This is a genomic window from Brevundimonas sp. TWP2-3-4b1 (genome assembly GCF_049897665.1).
GTDB lineage: Bacteria > Pseudomonadota > Alphaproteobacteria > Caulobacterales > Caulobacteraceae > Brevundimonas > Brevundimonas subvibrioides_B.
On record NZ_JAFCWQ010000036.1, the window covers coordinates 1 to 16,450 of the forward strand.

Genomic DNA, 16,450 nt, shown 5'->3' on the forward strand with positions numbered 1-16,450 from the left:
CCGAGGCCAGCTGCACCCGGGCCTGGACCTCGCCGGTGTTGGGATTGAACACATCGGCGAACCGGCCCGAGGCGCCGGTGAAGGACGCGCCGTCGATGAAATGGTTGATGTCGCGCATGAGACGGCTTCTTTCAGTCGTAGCAGGAGATTGGGCAAAAGGCCGTTTAGAAATCACTCCACGTCTCGCCGGTCACGCCGGGCCAGTTCGTCGCCTCGTGGACACCTCGGGCGATGGCGCGGGCCAGGACGTCGGCGGCCATCGCTCCGATCTGGGCGACCAGAAAGGCGCGCGGCGCCCCCTCCGGCAAAGTGCGTTTTTCCGTGGAGACGCAGAAGACGATGTCGCCGTCGAACGGGGCATGCGAGGGGCGGATGGCCCGGGCCATGCCGTCCTGGGCCATGATGGCGACGCGCTGGCATTCGACGCGGGTCAGGGTGACGTCGGTGGCGACCAGGGCGATGGTGGTATTTTCGCCCGCGCGCGGATTGGGCCGGGCCGCGCCCCATTCGTCACCTGCGGCACTCAGGCCGCCGCTGCCCAGACCGCCGAACTCGCCGTCGATCTCATAGGGGGCGGCCCAGAAGGTCTTGCCGCCGGGCGCGACGACCGAACCGGCGCTGTTGACCGCCACGATGGCGCCGACGGTGGCCCCGCTGCTCATCACCGCCGAGGCCGAACCCAGCCCGCCCTTCAGCGATCCGGCCTTGGCGCCATAGCCCGCACCAGCCGTGCCCAAGGCAAACCGGGTCGAGACGCTCTCGGCTGCCTGGATCGCCATGTTGCGATAGGGCGGATCGATACCCCAGTTCTTGTCGCCGCCGTTGGCCAGGTCATACAGGCTGACGGTCGGGACGATGGGCGAGCGGGGGATGCCGTCGATCTTGGGGCCGAAGCCGAAGCCGCGTCCCTGTGCGCCCAGCCAGGCGGTGATCGCATCGCCCGACCCCAGGCCATAGACCGAACCGCCCGACAGGACGATGGCGTCGACCTGCTGGACCAGGTTCTCGGGGCGCAGCACATCGGTCTCGCGGCTGGCCGGGCCACCGCCACGCACATCGACGGCGGCGGTCGAAGGGGTATCTGCCAAGATGACGGTGACGCCGGAGCGCACCTCGGCATTCTGGGCCTGGCCGACCTTCAGTCCGTCCACGTCGGTAATCAGGTTCAGCGGGCCGGGACGACCGCCGCCTGCGTCCTGAAATCGTGTTGCTCCGGACAACGAGGAACGAGCGAGAGCGGGCGTGGTCGCGGCCAGGCCGCCGATCAGACCGAGCGATCCCAGGATGGTCCTGCGGTTCATGGCGTCGTCTCCTCGATGATGGGGGATGAAGGGGTCGCCTGCTCCAGGGCGGCGATGTTGCGGTGCAGATCGGGCGTCGCGGCCAGCAGGCGGCGGGTATAGGCGTGGGTCGGGGCGGCAAAGACGCGGGCGGTCGGGCCGGTCTCGACGATGACGCCGGACTGCATCACCAGCAGCCGGTCGGTGACCGCGCGCACGACAGTGAGGTCGTGGGTGACGAACAGATAGGCCAGCGACAGCCGCACGGACAGATCGGCCAGCAGGTCCAGGATCTGGGTTCGGATCGACACGTCCAGCGCCGACACCGCCTCGTCCAGCGCCAGGATCGAGGGTCGGGTGATCAGGGCACGGGCGATGGCGATGCGCTGGCGCTGTCCGCCCGAAAACTCATGGGCATATTTGTCGCCGTCCGCCGAGGTCAGGCCAACCTGATCCAGCATGGTATCGACCTGCCGGCGGGCCGCAGACGAATCGGGTCGATCGGGCGACAGGTTGAAGTTTTCGGCAATCACCTGATGCACGCGCCAGCGCGGATCGAAACTGCCATAGGGGTCTTGAAACACCATCTGGATCTGGCGGCGCAGGACCAGCAGGTCTGCGCCGCGCGCGCGGCCTATGTCCTGGCCCCCGACCAGAACGCGCCCGGCTTGGGGCGTATCCAGCGCCATGATGGTGCGCAGCAGGGTGGACTTGCCGCAGCCGGATTCGCCGACCAGCCCGACGCTCTCGCCCGGCTGGATCGAGAAGCTGACATCATCGACGGCACGCAGGCCCTGACGCTTTCCAAATAGTCTGTGCGGACCCGGATACTCACGGACCACACCTTCGACGCAGAGCACCGGCGAGGCGTCGTTCTGCGTCGCCGCACGGCGGTCGGGAACATGGGTGGCGGCGGCCAGCAGGCGACGGCTGTAGGCGTGCGTCATCCCCCCGGCGATCCGTGCGGCCGGGGCGACCTCGACGACCTCCCCATCCTTCATCACCGCGACACGGTCGGCGGTTTCGGCGACGACGGCCAAGTCGTGGGTGATCAGGATCAGGCCAATGCTGTCCTCTTTCACCAGCCGCTTCAACAGGTCCAGTATCTGGGCCTGGGTGGTGACGTCCAAGGCCGTGGTCGCCTCGTCGGCGATCAGTAGGCGCGGCGTCAGGGCGATGGCGATGGCGATGGCGACGCGCTGGCGCTGGCCGCCCGACAACTCGTGCGGATAGCGATCCAGCGGAAACCGATCGGCAGGCAGGCCGACCCGATCCAGCAGCGCGCGGGCGGCGTTCTTGGCCGATTTGCGACTGCCGCGGCCGTGAATGCGGATCGTTTCCGCGACCTGATCGCCGATGGTCATCAGGGGGTTCAGCGCCGTCATCGGCTCCTGGAACACGATGCCGATCTGGTGGCCCCGCACCTGGCGAAGGACGGAGTCGGGGGCGTTCGAGATCAAAGTGCCGTCCAGGGTGATCGTGCCGGTCATCCGCGCGTGCTGCGGCAACAGACCCAGCACCGCCAGCGCCGTCATCGACTTGCCAGAGCCGGATTCGCCGACCAGACCCACGACCTCGCCCGGCGCGACGGACAGGGAGATGGATTTCAAAACCGGGGTGTCGCCGATGACGACGCTGAGGCTCTGGATATCGAGACCGCTCATCCGCGACGCTCCCGACGCAGGCGCGGGTCCAGCCAGTCGCGCAGACCGTCGCCCATCAGGCTGAGACCCAGCACCACGGTCACGATGGCCAGGCCGGGCATGATGGCCAGCCAGGGCGCAAAGCCGATCAGGGTCTGGGCCTCGGCCAGCATCCGACCCCAGCTAGGCATCGGCGGCTGGGCCCCCAAGCCGACGTAGGACAGGCCCGCCTCAGCCACGATCCCCATTGCGAACTGGATGGCGGCCTGGACGATCAGCAGGCTGAGCAGATTGGGCAGGATGTGCTGGAGCGAGATCTCGGTCTTCGACTTCCCCGCGGTTCGTGCCGCAAGGATGAACTCTCGCGTCCACAGCGAAAGCGCGGCCCCGCGCGTCACCCGCGCGAAGACAGGGATGTTGAAGATGCCGATGGCGATGATGGCGTTCAGCGCGCTGGGGCCCGCCACCGCCGTGATCATCACCGCGACCAGCAGGGCGGGAAAGGCAAAGATCAGGTCGTTGGTCCGCATCACCGTCTCGTCGATCCAGCCCCCATGTGCGGCGGCCAGCAGGCCCAGCGGCGCACCGATGCCCAGACCGATACCGACGGCGACCAGGGCGACGGCCAACGAGTTGCGCGCCCCGACCATGATCATCGACAGGACGTCGCGCCCGAACGGATCGGTGCCGAAGGGATGGACGGCTGAAGGCGGCATCAGGCGGCTGGCGATATCGATCGCGGTGACGTCGAACGGGGTCCAGACGAACGACACCAGCGCCATCGCGATCCCCAGCGCCGTTAGGACGCCGCCGATCACTAGCGCCACAGAAGGGCCGGTGCGGCCTGGGGTTCGGGTCAAGGGGGTATCGGTCATCCGCGACGCGCCCTCAGCCGGGGATCGACCAGGACATAGGCCAGATCGATTAGGAAGCTGACCATCACCACCGCGAACACCAAGACCACGACCACCCCCTGGACCACGATCAGGTCGCGCTGGGTGATGGCCTGGAATACCAGCCGCCCCAGACCCGGCAGGGCAAAGACGTTCTCGATGATGATGCCCCCGGCCAGCAGGAAGGGGAACTGCAGCCCCAGGATCGTCAGGACCGGGATCAGCGCGTTGCGCAGGGCATGGCGCCACAGGGCCTGGTTTAGGCTAAGGCCCTTGGCTCGCGCCGTTCGGATATAGTCTTGGTTCAGCGTATCCAGCAGCGCGCTGCGTAGCACGCGCGCAAGAATGGCGGCCTGGGGCGCGGCCAGCGCAACCGCCGGCAAAAATAGCGATTGCAGTGCGGGCCAGACGCCGTTCTCCCATCCCGGAAACCCGCCAGCCGAGAACCACCCGAGCGTGATCGAGAACGTTAGGATCAACAGCATGGCCAGCCAGAAATTAGGCAGAGCGATGCCGATCTGGGTCACGCCAACCAGGCCGGAATCCAGCACCGAGTTGCGATGGCTGGCGGCGATGACACCGATAGGAAAGGCCACGATCAACGACAGGATCGTGGCCATCAATGCCAGCGGCCCGGAAACCGCGATCCGATCGGCGATCAATCCGCCGACGGCTACCTGATAGGTATAGCTGACGCCGAACTGGCCGCGGAACAGGTCGGCCAGCCAGGAGAAATAGCGATCCGGTGCGGACCCGCCCAAGCCCATCTGCTCGCGCAATGCCGCCACCGAATCCGGGCTGGCGTTGAGGCCCATCATATAGCTGGCCGGATCGCCGGGCACGACTTGCAACAGGACGAAGATGACCAGCGTCGCGGCCAGCAGCGTTAGGGCGTGGCCCGCCAGCCGTCGCAGCAGATAGGCCGCCCCGAACGCGCGCACGACATAGATCGCCAGGCCGATGCCCACGATACCGAAGACCCACCCCCACGGCAGGCGACTGACCTCGGGCGCAACCGCGTCGGGAGCCACAGCGGCCGAGCCGGTGAAATAGGCCCCGCCCACGACGTTGGCCGCGATCGGCGCATTGATCCACAGCCCGTTCAGATCGGCCTTCCAGATACCGATGCGCGAGGATTGCAGCAGAAACCCATTGACGGCGTCGTCCGCGATCCGGCGCTGCATGGACCCCAGCAACCGCATCCGCGTCGGTTCGTCCGTGGCAGTGTTCAGCTGGTCCAGCAAGGCCTCGAAGGCGTCGCTCCGGTAGCCGAAATAATAGTCGTCGCGGGCATAGATGTCATAGTCCATCGGCTCGACGTGTTCGACGATGGTCAGGTCGAACTGGTGGCGTTTGAACACCTGGTCCAGCCATTGCGCCCATTCCAAGTTCTCGATCTTGACCCGAATGCCGGCCTCGCCCAACTGGGCGGCCAGCACCTCTCCGCCGCGGCGCGCATAGGGGCGGGGTGGCAGGCGCAGCGTCAGGTCGATGCCATTGGGATAGCCCGCCTCGGCCAATAGGCGACGCGCGCGGGTGACGTCGTGCGGGTACAGTCCCGTCAAATCGACATAGCCGGGAGCCTGGCGCGAATAGTGGCTGCCGATCGGCTGGCCATAGCCGAACATGGCCCCCTGGATGATCGCAGGCCGGTCGATGGCATAGGAGATCGCCTGGCGGACGCGGACGTCGTTCAGGGGCGCGCTGCGATTGTTGATGCCCAGGATGACCTTGCCCTCAGACGCGCCGACGACGACGCGAAAGCGCGGATCACGCTGGAACTGAGCCACGTTTTCGGGCGACGGATAGTTGGGGAAGGCATCGATGTCGCCCGCGCTGATGGCGGCGAAGGCGGCGGTCGGGTCGCTGATGAAGCGGAACACCACGGTACGCAGCCGCGCCGCCGCCCCCCGATAACCCGGATAGCGCACCAGTGTAAGGGACTCACCCCTTCGCCAGCCCTGGAACCGGAACGGCCCGGTGCCGACGGGTTGCGCGGCATTGGTGGCGGCGCTTTCGGGGGCCACGATGACCGCGTCGCCCCAGCCCAAGAGGGTGGTCAGGGCGCTGACCGGGCGGGCCAGGGTGATCCGGACCGTCAGGGGGTCGATCACCTCGACCCGGCGGATTGGCTCGAACAGCGCCTTCTGGGCATTGGTCGAACCCTCTGCCGTGATCCGGTCCAGCGAGAATTTGACGTCGGAGGCATCGAAGGTGCTGCCGTCATGGAAGGTAACGTCGCGACGCAAATGGAAGACATAGCTCAGGCCATCGGCCGAGGTTTCCCACGACTCAGCCAGGCCCGGCAGGACCGCCCCGGTCTGGTTGATGCGCGTCAGGCCCTCGAACACATTGCCATAGACGACCTCGTCGATGGCGGCGGCGGCCCCGCTGGTGGGGTCCAGATTGGGCGGCTCCAGCGGCAGGCCCAAGACCAGACGGTCCTGGGCCAACACGGGCGAGGACCAGCCGACGCTGCTCATGACGATCGCCAGGAGGCCGATCATCATGACGACGATAAGCCCCCTGGACAGGCGCGCGCGAGGCAGATGGGCGGCAGAGATCATCCCCGACTTTCTCGATCACGCGTGGGAGGAGGCCCGGGCAGTCTTACGACCGCACATCCTCAGTACTGATAGCTGAGGCGAATGCCATAGGTGCGCGGGCGGCCCGGCTGGGCGATGTCGGCGCTGGTGAAGAAGTTTCGGGTCAGGTCGTACTCCCCGTCGAACAGGTTGCGCACGAAGGCGGTCGCTGTCCAAGGCCCGGTCGAGGGGGCGAAGGTGAAGCTGGCATTGGCCAACCAGTATGCTGGAACATCGTATTTGACCCCCAGCCATGACGGATAGTCGTCGCGGTAGCTGTAGCTGAAGTCGGCGGTCAGCTCATAGTTTTGGACCGTCCAGTCATAGGTCGCCGAACCGGCATAGCTGACGGCCGGGAACGGGATTTCATCGCCCGACTTGTCTTTGAAGACCGCCCTCATGGCCGCGCGCGATGCCGGCACGTCAAGGTCGATGAACTCGGTATATTCGCCGTGCTTGTAGCTGACGGACTGGCTGATCCGCAGCCCATCCATCGGCCGGAAGGTGGCCTCCAGTTCCGCGCCATAGATTTCCGACGACGGGACGTTGGCGAATTTGCCGACCGGCCCGTTGACGCCGTAGACCGCCGACAGCACCTGCTGGTCGCTGTAGTCGTAGAAATAGGCCGCGCCGTTGATCTGGAGCGCGGGCGACGGGTCGGCCTTGAAGCCGATCTCATAGGCCAGCAGGATTTCCGGGTTGAACGGCTGGATGCCACTGACCTGGCCGGTGTTGTAGGTCGTGAAGCCGCCCGACTTGGCCCCACGGCTGAACGAGCCGTAGACCAGCAGATCGTCGCTGGGCTTGTATTCCAGCGCGAGCTTGCCCGTCAGTGGCGTCATCTCGGTGCTGACCGTGGTCGGCGGCAGGGCGGTGGCACCGCCGAAGGCGCTGCCGAAGCCATTCAGATCGCGCGTCTCTTCTTCGTAGCGAAGGCCGCCGATCAGTTTGAACACGTCGTTCAGCTGGTATTCCGCCTGGCCAAAGATGCTAGCCGACTTGACCTCCTGGGCATAGCTGACCTGGCCATAGGTGCCGAAGATGTGGATGAAGTCGGACGAATACCGCTCGTCCAGGTTCTGTTTCGAGAAATAGACGCCGACGACCCAGTTCAGCCGCGCGTCATCGTTGGAAGCCAGGCGAACCTCTTGCGACAGGACTTTGACGTCGCTGTTGAAGAAGGTGTCCGCCTCGACCGACGCACTGGAATCCCAGTCGCCGTATTCATTGCGATCCAGGGTCTCGTAGCTGGAGATGCTGGTGAAGCTGAGGTCGCCGAAGTAGCGATTGACGTTCAACGAGGTGCCGAACGAGGTGTTGTCGCGGCCCGGTTTGGCATTGACGCTGCGGCCTTGTTCGGCGGCAAATCGTGGTGAGAGGCCCCAGCCCGTGGCGCGGTGATCGACATCAGCCGGGATCAGCACGCTGCCTATTCCACCGCCGCGGGTTCTCAAATTGCTGAGCAGGTAAAGGCCCTCGTTCTCGGACTTGTCGATGCCGCCGTGGACATCCAGCGTGAAGGTCAGGTCTTGGGACGGGTCGAAGGTCACCAGGCCCCGAATGCCGGTGCGATCGGCGTCGCCCAAGGATTCGCCCGTGGTGCGATTGTACTGGAATCCTCCGCCCTGCTGGGTCGAGGCCGCCAGTCGCGCCCTGAGGTTGTCACTGAGCGGTCCGGAAACGAAGCCCTCGACCTTGACCGCATCGAAGGTGGCGTATTCGGCCAGGATGCCTGCGCTGGGCGTATCGGAGGGGCGGTTGGTGACGAAGCTGATGGCGCCACCCGTGGTGTTGCGACCATACAGGGTGCCCTGGGGTCCGCGCAGCACCTCGACCCGGGCGATGTCGAAGATCAGCCCCTGCGTCATCACGGGCACGGGATAGGCAACCTCGTTCACATAGACGCCGACGGTGGGCGAGTTGTTCGAGGCATAGTCCTGGAAGCCCACACCGCGCAGGCGGAACTGGGCCGCGCCGCCGCCAAAGGCCGGCTCGATCTCAAGGTTCGGCGTGGCGTTCTGAAGCTGGTTGACGTTGGTGATGCCCTGTTTGGTCAGCTCCTCGCCCGACAGCACGCTGAGCGCGATGCCCACATCCTGGGCCGCCTGTTCCCGGCGCTGGGCCGTCACGATCACTTCGTCCAGCACCGACGCACGTTCGGGATCCGAACTGCCGGGTGCCGTCTGTGCCGCAGCCGCCCCAGCCGCCGTCATCGCCACCGCCAGAACCGCGATGGACACCCCCAGATTGGTCTTTCGCATGGTCTTCTCCCCCGTGGCTTGGTCTAAGCCGCTTGCTGAATCGTTTCGGATACGCACCCAAGAATGTGTTCGATATCGCTTTCGGTGACGATCAGAGGCGGCGACAGGGCAATGGTATCGCCCGTCACCCGCACCAGTACCCCCTGATCGAAGCATCTGTGAAAGACTTCGGTCCCGCGTGCGCCCGGCGCGTCCGGTCGGGGCGCTAACTCGATAGCGGCGACCAGGCCCAAGTTGCGGATGTCGACCACATTGGCGGCATTGCCCAGGCCGTGGACCTGCTCTTCCCAGATCGGAGACAGCGTCTGCGCCCGCGCAAACAGGTTTTCGTCGCGGTAGATGTCCAGCGTGGCGATACCTGCCGCCGCCGCCAGCGGGTGGCCGGAATAGGTATAGCCGTGGAAGAACTCGATCCCCTCCCCACCGCCCTCGACCACGGTGTCGTAGATGTCGGCGCTGACACCCACGGCCCCCATCGGCACGGCCCCGTTGGTCAGCCCCTTGGCGCAGACGATCATGTCGGGGATGACGTTGAACCGCTCCGCCGCCGTGGCCGCGCCTAGACGGCCAAAGCCGGTGATGACCTCGTCGAAGATCAGCAGGATGCCTTCGCGCGCCGTGATCGCGCGCAGCCGCTCCAGATAGCCGATCGGCGGCACCAGGACGCCGGTCGAACCGGCCAGAGGCTCGACGATCACTGCCGCGATGGTTTCGGCCCCACGCAGGGCAATCAGGTCTTCCAGTTCATCGGCCAGATGCGCGCCCCAGGTCGGTTGGCCGCGCGAGAAGGCCGCGTGTTCGAAACTGTGGGTGTGCGACAGGTGATCGACGCCGGGCAGCAGGGTGAAGCCCGCCTTGTTGGCGTCCAGCCCGCCCACCGAAATGCCGCCGAAGCCGACGCCGTGATAGCCGCGCTGACGCCCGATGAAACGGGTGCGCTCCGTCTGACCCCTGGCGCGGTGATAGGCTTGGGCGATCTTCAGCGACGTATCCACCGCCTCGGAACCCGATCCGACGAAGAAGACCTTGTCGATGCCGTCGGGCAGGACCTCGACCAGACGGGTGGCGAGTTCGAACGCCTTGGGATGGCCCAGGCGGAACGTAGGCGCGAAATCCAGGGTCGCGGCCTGCTGGCAGATGGCATCGATGATGGGCTGGCGACCGTGGCCGGCGTTCACGCACCACAGGCCCGACGTGCCGTCCAGGATCGGGCGACCCTCGGGCGTGTAGTAGTGCATCCCCTCGGCCGATGCGAGCAGCCGGGGGTCGGACTTGTACGCCTTGTTGGCGGTGAACGGCATCCAGAAGGAGTCGAGAGCACCAGGTCTGTTGGACGTCATGGGTTCTCTTCATCAGTCGTTGGAGGGATTAGGCCGCTCGTCCGAAGACGCCGACAAGCCTGTTTCTTTCGTCACTCAACCTGTTGTAAAATAGCGGAGTTTTTGGACGCTGCACAGAATATCGATCATTCGCATCATTCCGGGGCCGGACGGCTTAGAGAAGGTTCGGTCATTTTAGAACGTCGGCGGCGTGCAGGCGCTGATGATAATGCAGGGCGCTGTGCCGGTATTGCGAAAACGGTGCGGCAGGGTGCTGGAAAACAGATAGCCGTCGCCCGCCTTCAGAACGCGCGTCTGATCGCCGACGGTGACCTCCAGCCGCCCCTCGACCACCAGTCCGCCCTCTTCGCCTTCGTGCGAAAGCGGCACGCGGCCGCTGTCGGCGCCGGGTTGATAGGTCTCGTGCAGGATCTGCAGGCTGGAGATGTGGCCATTGCCCAGCTGGCGATAGGCGACGTCGCCCTGTGAGATCGACGTCAGTTCTTCGGCTCTGAAAAAGACCTGTCCCGGCTGTGCGAAATCCTGGCTGAAGAACTCGCCCAGCGACAATCCGGCGGCGTCCAGCAGCCGCTTCAACGAGCCCACGGACGGACTGGTCCGGCCGCTTTCGATCAGCGAGACGGTGCTGGACGGCACGCCGGCCTTGCGGGCCAGCGCGCGCTGGCTGAGGCCCAGTTTTTCGCGAAGAACCCGTAGTTTGGGGCCGACGATATTGTCCATCGCTGTCCCGCCTGTCGCCTTCGTCAGCGCACGCCGTGCAGCAACGACCAGGTGGCGCGGGCCATGACCTTGGCGGCCGAGACCATGTCGTCGATGCCGACCCATTCGTCGGGCTGATGCGCCAGATCCAGGATGCCCGGCCCATAGGCGATGCAGTCCTTCAGCTTGCCGATCCGGTCGATATGCTTCTGGTCATAGGTGCCGGGCGAACAGACGAACTGGGCCTTGCGACCCAGCACCCGCTCTACCGCCTGGGCCGTCGCGCTGGCCACCGGACCGTCGCGGTCGGCCATGCTGGGGGCCACCTCGAACAGGTCGCGGATCTGATAGGCGAATTCCGGGCGCGTGTTCACCAGACCGTCCAGCAGGGCGACAATCTCGCCTTTCACGTCGTCCAGTTGTTCCTCGATCAAGAAGCGGCGATCAATCACCATGCGCGAGGAATCCGCGACACACGGAGCCGGTAGCCCCTCGAAATCCTCGCCCTGGCCGCCGTGGATCGAGTTGATGTTCATCGTCGATTGCCGCGCACCCTCGGGCACCACCGGCATATCGGAATGGCGCGCGGCCATCGCCGGATACAGCTTGTCCTCAAACGTCTGCATCACCGCATTCATGTGGCGGATGGCGGAATCGCCCAGGAAAGGCATCGAGCCGTGGGCGATCCGGCCCTTGGTCTCGATCTCGGCCCACCAGACGCCCCGGTGGCCGATGCAGACGCGATCCACGTTCAGCGGCTCGGGGATGATAACATGGTCCACGCGGGGTTTGGAGAACCAGCCGCGCTCGGCCAGATAGGCGACGCCACCATAGCCGCCCGATTCCTCGTCCACCGTGCCCGAGATTTCCAGCGCACCGGGTAGATCCAGACCGGAATCGATCAGCGCCTCGACCGCGATAATCGAGGACGCCAGTCCCCCTTTCATGTCGCACGCCCCGCGACCATAGACGCGGCCGTCCCGAACCACGCCCTCGAACGGATCGACGGTCCAGCCGGACCCGGTTTCGACCACGTCGATATGGCTGTTGAAATGGACGCAGGGGCCGGGCCGCGAACCTTCCCACCGGGCCATAATATTGATGCGCGGAAACTGGTCGGTGTCGCCCGGCGCGCCATGAGCGCGGACATATTCGATCTGGAACCCGCGCGCCTTCAGCCGGTCGCCGATGTATTCGGCGCAGGGCCGATAGGCGTCGCCCGGCGGGTTGATGGTGGGAAAGCGGATCAGGTCGCGCGTTAGCTGGACCAGGTCGTCGGTCCGCTGTTCGATCCGGTCCATGACGGGGGCAAGGACGTCGGTCATACGGGGTTACTCGTCAGCTCTGGGGATGAAGAACGATCCAGGGCCGCCAGGATCGCGTCGGTCATGGCGGCGCTGGATACGGACGGCCGTCCAGCGGCGATGTCGCGGGTGCGGACACCGTCGGCCAGCACGGCGCGCACCGCACGCTCCAGCCGATCCGCCGCGTCTGACAGGCCCAGCGAGTGACGCAGGCACAGGCCGAACGACAGGATGGTGCCAATGGGATTGGCCACGCCCTGGCCCGCGATGTCGGGGGCCGAGCCGTGGATGGGTTCGTACAGGGCGCGCGGCCGACCGCTGGCCATCGGAGCCGACAGCGACGCCGAGGGCAACAGACCCAGCGACCCGGTCAGCGCCGCCGCCGCATCCGACAGGATGTCGCCGAACAGATTGTCGGTGACGATGACATCGAACTGGCGCGGTTGCCGCAACAGCTGCATGGCGCAGTTGTCGGCATACATGTGGCTGAGCGCCACGTTCGGATAGGTGGCGGCGACCTCGGTGGCCACGGTCCGCCACAGGGCCCCGGTCTCCATCACATTGGCCTTGTCGACCGAACAGACGCGGGATTGGCGTGTGCGGGCGATCTGGAAGGCGACGTGACAGATGCGGGCGATCTCGGCCTCGGTATAGGCCTGGGTGTCATAGGCGCGGCGCGCGCCGTCGGCATCGATCGCCTGTCCGCGCGGCAGGCCGAAATAGACCCCGGCTGTCGCCTCGCGCACGATCAGGATGTCCAGTCCTTCGATCAGTTCGGCGCGCAAGGCCGAGGCGTCCAGCAGTTCGGAATAGCAGACGGCCGGGCGCAGGTTGGCGAACAGGTCCAGGCTCTGGCGCAGACGCAGAATGCCCATCTCGGGCCGCGTCGCGCGCGGCCGGTCGTCCCAACGCGACCCGCCCACGGCCCCGAACAGGATGGCGTCGCTGGCTCGGGCCTGGTCCACCACCGCGTCGGTGATCGGCGTGCCGTTGGTATCGATCGACGCACCGCCGACCAGGCCTTGGGTGATCTGGAAATCGATATCCAGCTCGGCTCCGAACCGTTCGACGACCCTCAGCGTCTGGCCGACGATCTCTGGCCCGATGCCGTCGCCGGGCAGGACCAGCAGGCGGAACGAGCGATCAAATGCAGCGACCACCGTCCACCTCCAGCGCCACACCTGTGATCATCGACGCATCGTCCGAGCACAGGAAGGCGGCGGCCGCCCCCATGTCGGCCGGGGTCGAGAACCGGCCAAGCGGGATCGACGCCAGGAATTTGGCCCGTACCTCTGGCGTGTCGTCGCCCATGAAAGTCTTCAGCAGCGGCGTCTCGCCCGCCACCGGGTTCAGCGCATTGACGCGGATTTGTGATGGGGCGAGCTCGACCGCCATCGCGCGGGTGGCGGTGATGACCCAGCCCTTGGACGCATTGTACCAGGTCAGGTTGGGACGCGGGCTGACCCCGCCGGTCGAGGCGATGTTCAGGATCGCGCCACCGCCCGCCGCCTTCATTAAAGGCACAGCGTGACGAGCGGTCAGGTAGATCGACCGGACGTTGACGGCGAACAGCCGGTCGAAGTCGTCCTGTGGCAAGGTTTCCAGCGGCTGGGGCGTATGGCCGATGCCCGCATTGTTGACCAGGATATCGACACCCCTGAAGGCGACGACCGTTTCGGTAAACAGCGCTTGGACCTCGGCGGCATCCGATATGTCCACCGGCAGGGCTAGGCAGGCCGAACCCAGTTCCGCCGCCAAAGCCTGGGCGGCCGAACCGTTGCGGTCGGCGATCACGACCCGCGCGCCCTCGGCTACGAAACGCCGGACGATGCCCGCACCAAAGCCCGAGGCTCCGCCGGTGACGATCGCAACCTTGCCGTGCAGTTTCAACGCCGCCCCCTCATCCATGATGCGCCGCTACGGTCTTCAGGGTGGAGAAGCCGTACAGGGCCTCGAACCCCTTTTCGCGCCCGTGACCCGAGCGGCCGACGCCGCCGAACGGCAGTTCGACTCCGCCCGCCGCGCCATAGTTGTTCAAGAACACCTGACCGGCCCGCAGACGCCGGGCCATCCGCATCTGGCGGCCGCCATCCGCCGTCCAGACGCCGGCGACCAGGCCATAGGCGGTGCCATTGGCGATGGCGATGGCCTCGTCTTCCGTATCGAACGGGATGACGACGACGGCGGGGCCGAAGATTTCTTCCTGAGCCAGCCTATGACCGGGAGCCACGTCGGCGAAAAGCGTGGGCCGGACGTAGTGACCGCCGTCGGGAATGCCCGCCGCCAGCTCGCCCTCGGCCGCGATCAGCCCCTCGGCCCGGCCCAGGTCCAGATAGTCCGACACCACCGCCTTCTGGCGTGCCGAGATCAGAGGACCGAGGTCGAAATCGGACATGGCGGGGCCGACGCGAAGCGCACGATAGCGTTCGATCAGACGGGCCAGGACGGACGAATAGACCCCGCGCTGGATCAGAATACGCGACCCCGCCGAACAGGTCTGGCCCGCGTTCTGAATGCCGGCATTCACCAGGAACGGCAGTGCCTTTTCGGTGTCGGCGTCGTCGAACACGATCTGCGGCGACTTTCCGCCCAACTCCAGCGTGACCGGCACGGCATTGGCGGCGGCCGATCGCTGGATCGTCATGCCCACCGCCGTCGAACCGGTGAACGACAGGTGTTTGACCCCCGGATGCCGGGTCAGCGCGGCACCCGCGACATCGCCGCGTCCGGTCACGACGTTCAAGGCACCCGCAGGCAGGCCGGCATCCGTAGCGATGCGCGCGAAGGCCAGCGCCGTCATCGACGCTTGTTCGGCCGGCTTCAACACTGTCGCATTGCCCATCGCCAACGCCGCGACGACCGACCGACCGATGATCTGCATCGGATAGTTCCAAGGCACGATATGGCCCGTGACGCCGTGCGGTTCCCGCAGCGTATAGACGGTATAGCCGTGCTGGAACGGGATGGTCTCGCCATGGATCTTGTCCGCCGCGCCGCCATAGAATTCCAGATAGCGAGCCAGGGCGAGGGCATCGGCACGCGCCTGTTTCAATGGCTTGCCGACGTCGTGGGCCTCCAGGTCGGCCAGCATCCCGGCCCGCTGGAGCACGGCTTGGCCGATCCGGCTGAGCACCCGGCCCCGTTCGGCCGCGGCCATCTGGCCCCAGTCCGAATCCAGCGCGGTTTGTGCCGCCCGGACCGCCGCATCGACATCGTCGGACGTGCCCGAGACCAGCTCGCCCAGGATTTCGCCAGTCGAGGGATCCTCGACCGGCAGGACGTCGCCGCCGCTGGATGGCACCCAGCGGCCGCCGATCAACAGGGCCTGTTCAGGAACGGAGATACGCATTGCGAAGATTGGGCGTCATCGAGCCACAGACAACAAGCCCTTTTCTGTGATCGGGCAACCCATTGATTTCACGTCATCGATCCCGTTAGGTTTGTTCGATCGACAACACACGCAACATCGGAACCTGGCCATGAGCATCGATGTCGGCAGCAGGCTGAGGTTCGTCCGGGAACGGCAGGGTCTGTCGCAGCGCGAACTGGCCAAGCTGACCGGCGTGACCAATTCGACCATCTCCCTGATCGAGGCCAGCCGGATGAACCCGTCGATCGGGGCGCTGAAACGCATTCTGGACGGCATTCCGATCGGCCTGTCGGAGTTTTTTGCCATCGAGCCGAACGCCCCGTCGCGTGTCTTTTATGCCGCTGGCGAACTGACCGAGATCGGCAAGGGTCCGATCTCGTATCTGCAGGTGGGCGAGAGCCGGTTCGGGCGCAGTCTGCAGATCCTCAGCGAGACCTATGAACCGGGGGCCGATACCGGGCGGGTTCCGCTCACGCACGACGGCGAGGAGGGTGCGGTGGTCATCAGCGGTCGGCTTGAAGTCACAGTTGACGGGCAACGTCGCGTTCTGGGGCCCGGCGACGCCTACTATTTCGAAAGCCATAAACCTCACCGCTTTCGCTGCGTCGGTCCCGATCCGTGTCGCCTCGTCAGCGCCTGCACCCCGCCAAGCTTCTAGAAAACAAGGATGCATCTAGCGGAGACGAGTTGCCGCTGGACTGCACAGCACCGCCACACACTGTGGATCGGCGTCCAGAGCGGAACCCCCTCGCTATGCAGGTAACCAACTGAAGTGAATGGTGAAGGCTATCCGACGGGGGGGCCCGGACGGTGCCGATGTCATGCACGTCACTGCCCGAACAGTCATTTAAGTCAGCTAGGCTCAGGACCCATTAAAGGGATTCCCCGCGGGGCTTTGACCTGATTCACTGGAGGCAGGAGGAGCCTGTCATGAGTGATCTGTTCTGGCTGACGGATGTCAATCGGCGTCCAAAAGGGACCCCCTATAGGCGTGCAATAGGGACCCCCTTTTGGTGTTCGGGATGGACGTCACGAGCGCACCGCTTGCGAGGGTTGGGGCGTAGGGAGGGCGTAG

General features: G+C 65.8%; 13 protein-coding genes. 1 reads left to right on the plus strand and 12 read right to left on the minus strand.

Annotation, left to right across the window (positions count from 1 at the left end):
• The 12 genes from ACP7A5_RS17030 to ACP7A5_RS17085 all read right to left on the minus strand — a co-directional run.
• Positions 1 to 118 (minus strand): hypothetical protein (locus ACP7A5_RS17030; protein WP_426039459.1); only part of this gene is annotated, 118 nt, incomplete at its 3' end.
• A 46-nt stretch (positions 119 to 164) separates the two neighbouring features.
• Entirely contained in the window at positions 165 to 1,301 is a 1,137-nt protein-coding gene (locus tag ACP7A5_RS17035) for a P1 family peptidase (protein ID WP_426043021.1), read from the minus strand.
• The gene (locus tag ACP7A5_RS17040) at positions 1,298 to 2,944 is read right to left on the minus strand and encodes an ABC transporter ATP-binding protein (RefSeq protein WP_426043022.1); all 1,647 of its coding nucleotides are present in this window, start codon (positions 2,942 to 2,944) and stop codon (positions 1,298 to 1,300) included. Before ACP7A5_RS17040 ends, ACP7A5_RS17035 begins: the two co-directional genes overlap by 4 nt.
• Positions 2,941 to 3,798, minus strand: a complete 858-nt coding sequence (locus ACP7A5_RS17045) for an ABC transporter permease (protein ID WP_426043023.1) — start codon at positions 3,796 to 3,798, stop codon at positions 2,941 to 2,943. The genes ACP7A5_RS17040 and ACP7A5_RS17045 overlap by 4 nt, the downstream gene beginning before the upstream one ends.
• Entirely contained in the window at positions 3,795 to 6,383 is a 2,589-nt protein-coding gene (locus tag ACP7A5_RS17050) for an ABC transporter substrate-binding protein (protein WP_426043024.1), read from the minus strand. The genes ACP7A5_RS17045 and ACP7A5_RS17050 overlap by 4 nt, the downstream gene beginning before the upstream one ends.
• 59 nt (positions 6,384 to 6,442) lie before the next feature.
• Positions 6,443 to 8,662, minus strand: coding sequence for a TonB-dependent receptor (locus tag ACP7A5_RS17055; protein WP_426043025.1), 2,220 nt, complete (start codon positions 8,660 to 8,662; stop codon positions 6,443 to 6,445).
• A 23-nt stretch (positions 8,663 to 8,685) separates the two neighbouring features.
• Positions 8,686 to 10,002, minus strand: coding sequence for an aspartate aminotransferase family protein (locus tag ACP7A5_RS17060; protein WP_426043026.1), 1,317 nt, complete (start codon positions 10,000 to 10,002; stop codon positions 8,686 to 8,688).
• A gap of 174 nt (positions 10,003 to 10,176) precedes the next feature.
• Positions 10,177 to 10,722 (minus strand): cupin domain-containing protein, encoded by a 546-nt coding sequence (locus tag ACP7A5_RS17065; RefSeq protein WP_426043027.1) that lies wholly within the window; start codon positions 10,720 to 10,722, stop codon positions 10,177 to 10,179.
• 23 nt (positions 10,723 to 10,745) lie between these two features.
• Positions 10,746 to 12,026, minus strand: coding sequence for an acetylornithine deacetylase/succinyl-diaminopimelate desuccinylase family protein (locus ACP7A5_RS17070; protein ID WP_426043028.1), 1,281 nt, complete (start codon positions 12,024 to 12,026; stop codon positions 10,746 to 10,748).
• Positions 12,023 to 13,165: a 3-isopropylmalate dehydrogenase gene (gene leuB, locus ACP7A5_RS17075; protein WP_426043029.1), complete on the minus strand. Its 1,143-nt coding sequence runs from the start codon at positions 13,163 to 13,165 to the stop codon at positions 12,023 to 12,025. Before leuB ends, ACP7A5_RS17070 begins: the two co-directional genes overlap by 4 nt.
• Positions 13,149 to 13,895 carry a glucose 1-dehydrogenase gene (locus tag ACP7A5_RS17080; protein ID WP_426043030.1) on the minus strand — a complete coding sequence of 249 codons (747 nt, stop codon included), beginning with the start codon at positions 13,893 to 13,895 and terminating at the stop codon, positions 13,149 to 13,151. The genes leuB and ACP7A5_RS17080 overlap by 17 nt, the downstream gene beginning before the upstream one ends.
• Positions 13,896 to 13,905: 10 nt before the next feature.
• Positions 13,906 to 15,354, minus strand: coding sequence for an aldehyde dehydrogenase family protein (locus ACP7A5_RS17085; protein WP_426043031.1), 1,449 nt, complete (start codon positions 15,352 to 15,354; stop codon positions 13,906 to 13,908).
• Positions 15,355 to 15,484: 130 nt separating this feature from the next.
• Between ACP7A5_RS17085 and ACP7A5_RS17090 the strand changes: the two genes are divergently transcribed.
• Complete coding sequence (locus ACP7A5_RS17090) at positions 15,485 to 16,033, plus strand: cupin domain-containing protein (RefSeq protein ID WP_426043032.1); 549 nt, start codon at positions 15,485 to 15,487, stop codon at positions 16,031 to 16,033.
• The last annotated feature ends 417 nt before the right edge of the window (positions 16,034 to 16,450 follow it).

Coding starts and splice junctions, on each gene's coding strand:
- ACP7A5_RS17035 (WP_426043021.1), bottom strand. CDS start 1,301: ATGAACCGCAGGACCATCCTGGGATCGCTCGGTCTGATCGGCGGCCTG.
- ACP7A5_RS17040 (WP_426043022.1), bottom strand. CDS start 2,944: ATGAGCGGTCTCGATATCCAGAGCCTCAGCGTCGTCATCGGCGACACC.
- ACP7A5_RS17045 (WP_426043023.1), bottom strand. CDS start 3,798: ATGACCGATACCCCCTTGACCCGAACCCCAGGCCGCACCGGCCCTTCT.
- ACP7A5_RS17050 (WP_426043024.1), bottom strand. CDS start 6,383: ATGATCTCTGCCGCCCATCTGCCTCGCGCGCGCCTGTCCAGGGGGCTT.
- ACP7A5_RS17055 (WP_426043025.1), bottom strand. CDS start 8,662: ATGCGAAAGACCAATCTGGGGGTGTCCATCGCGGTTCTGGCGGTGGCG.
- ACP7A5_RS17060 (WP_426043026.1), bottom strand. CDS start 10,002: ATGACGTCCAACAGACCTGGTGCTCTCGACTCCTTCTGGATGCCGTTC.
- ACP7A5_RS17065 (WP_426043027.1), bottom strand. CDS start 10,722: ATGGACAATATCGTCGGCCCCAAACTACGGGTTCTTCGCGAAAAACTG.
- ACP7A5_RS17070 (WP_426043028.1), bottom strand. CDS start 12,026: ATGACCGACGTCCTTGCCCCCGTCATGGACCGGATCGAACAGCGGACC.
- ACP7A5_RS17085 (WP_426043031.1), bottom strand. CDS start 15,354: ATGCGTATCTCCGTTCCTGAACAGGCCCTGTTGATCGGCGGCCGCTGG.
- ACP7A5_RS17090 (WP_426043032.1), top strand. CDS start 15,485: ATGAGCATCGATGTCGGCAGCAGGCTGAGGTTCGTCCGGGAACGGCAG.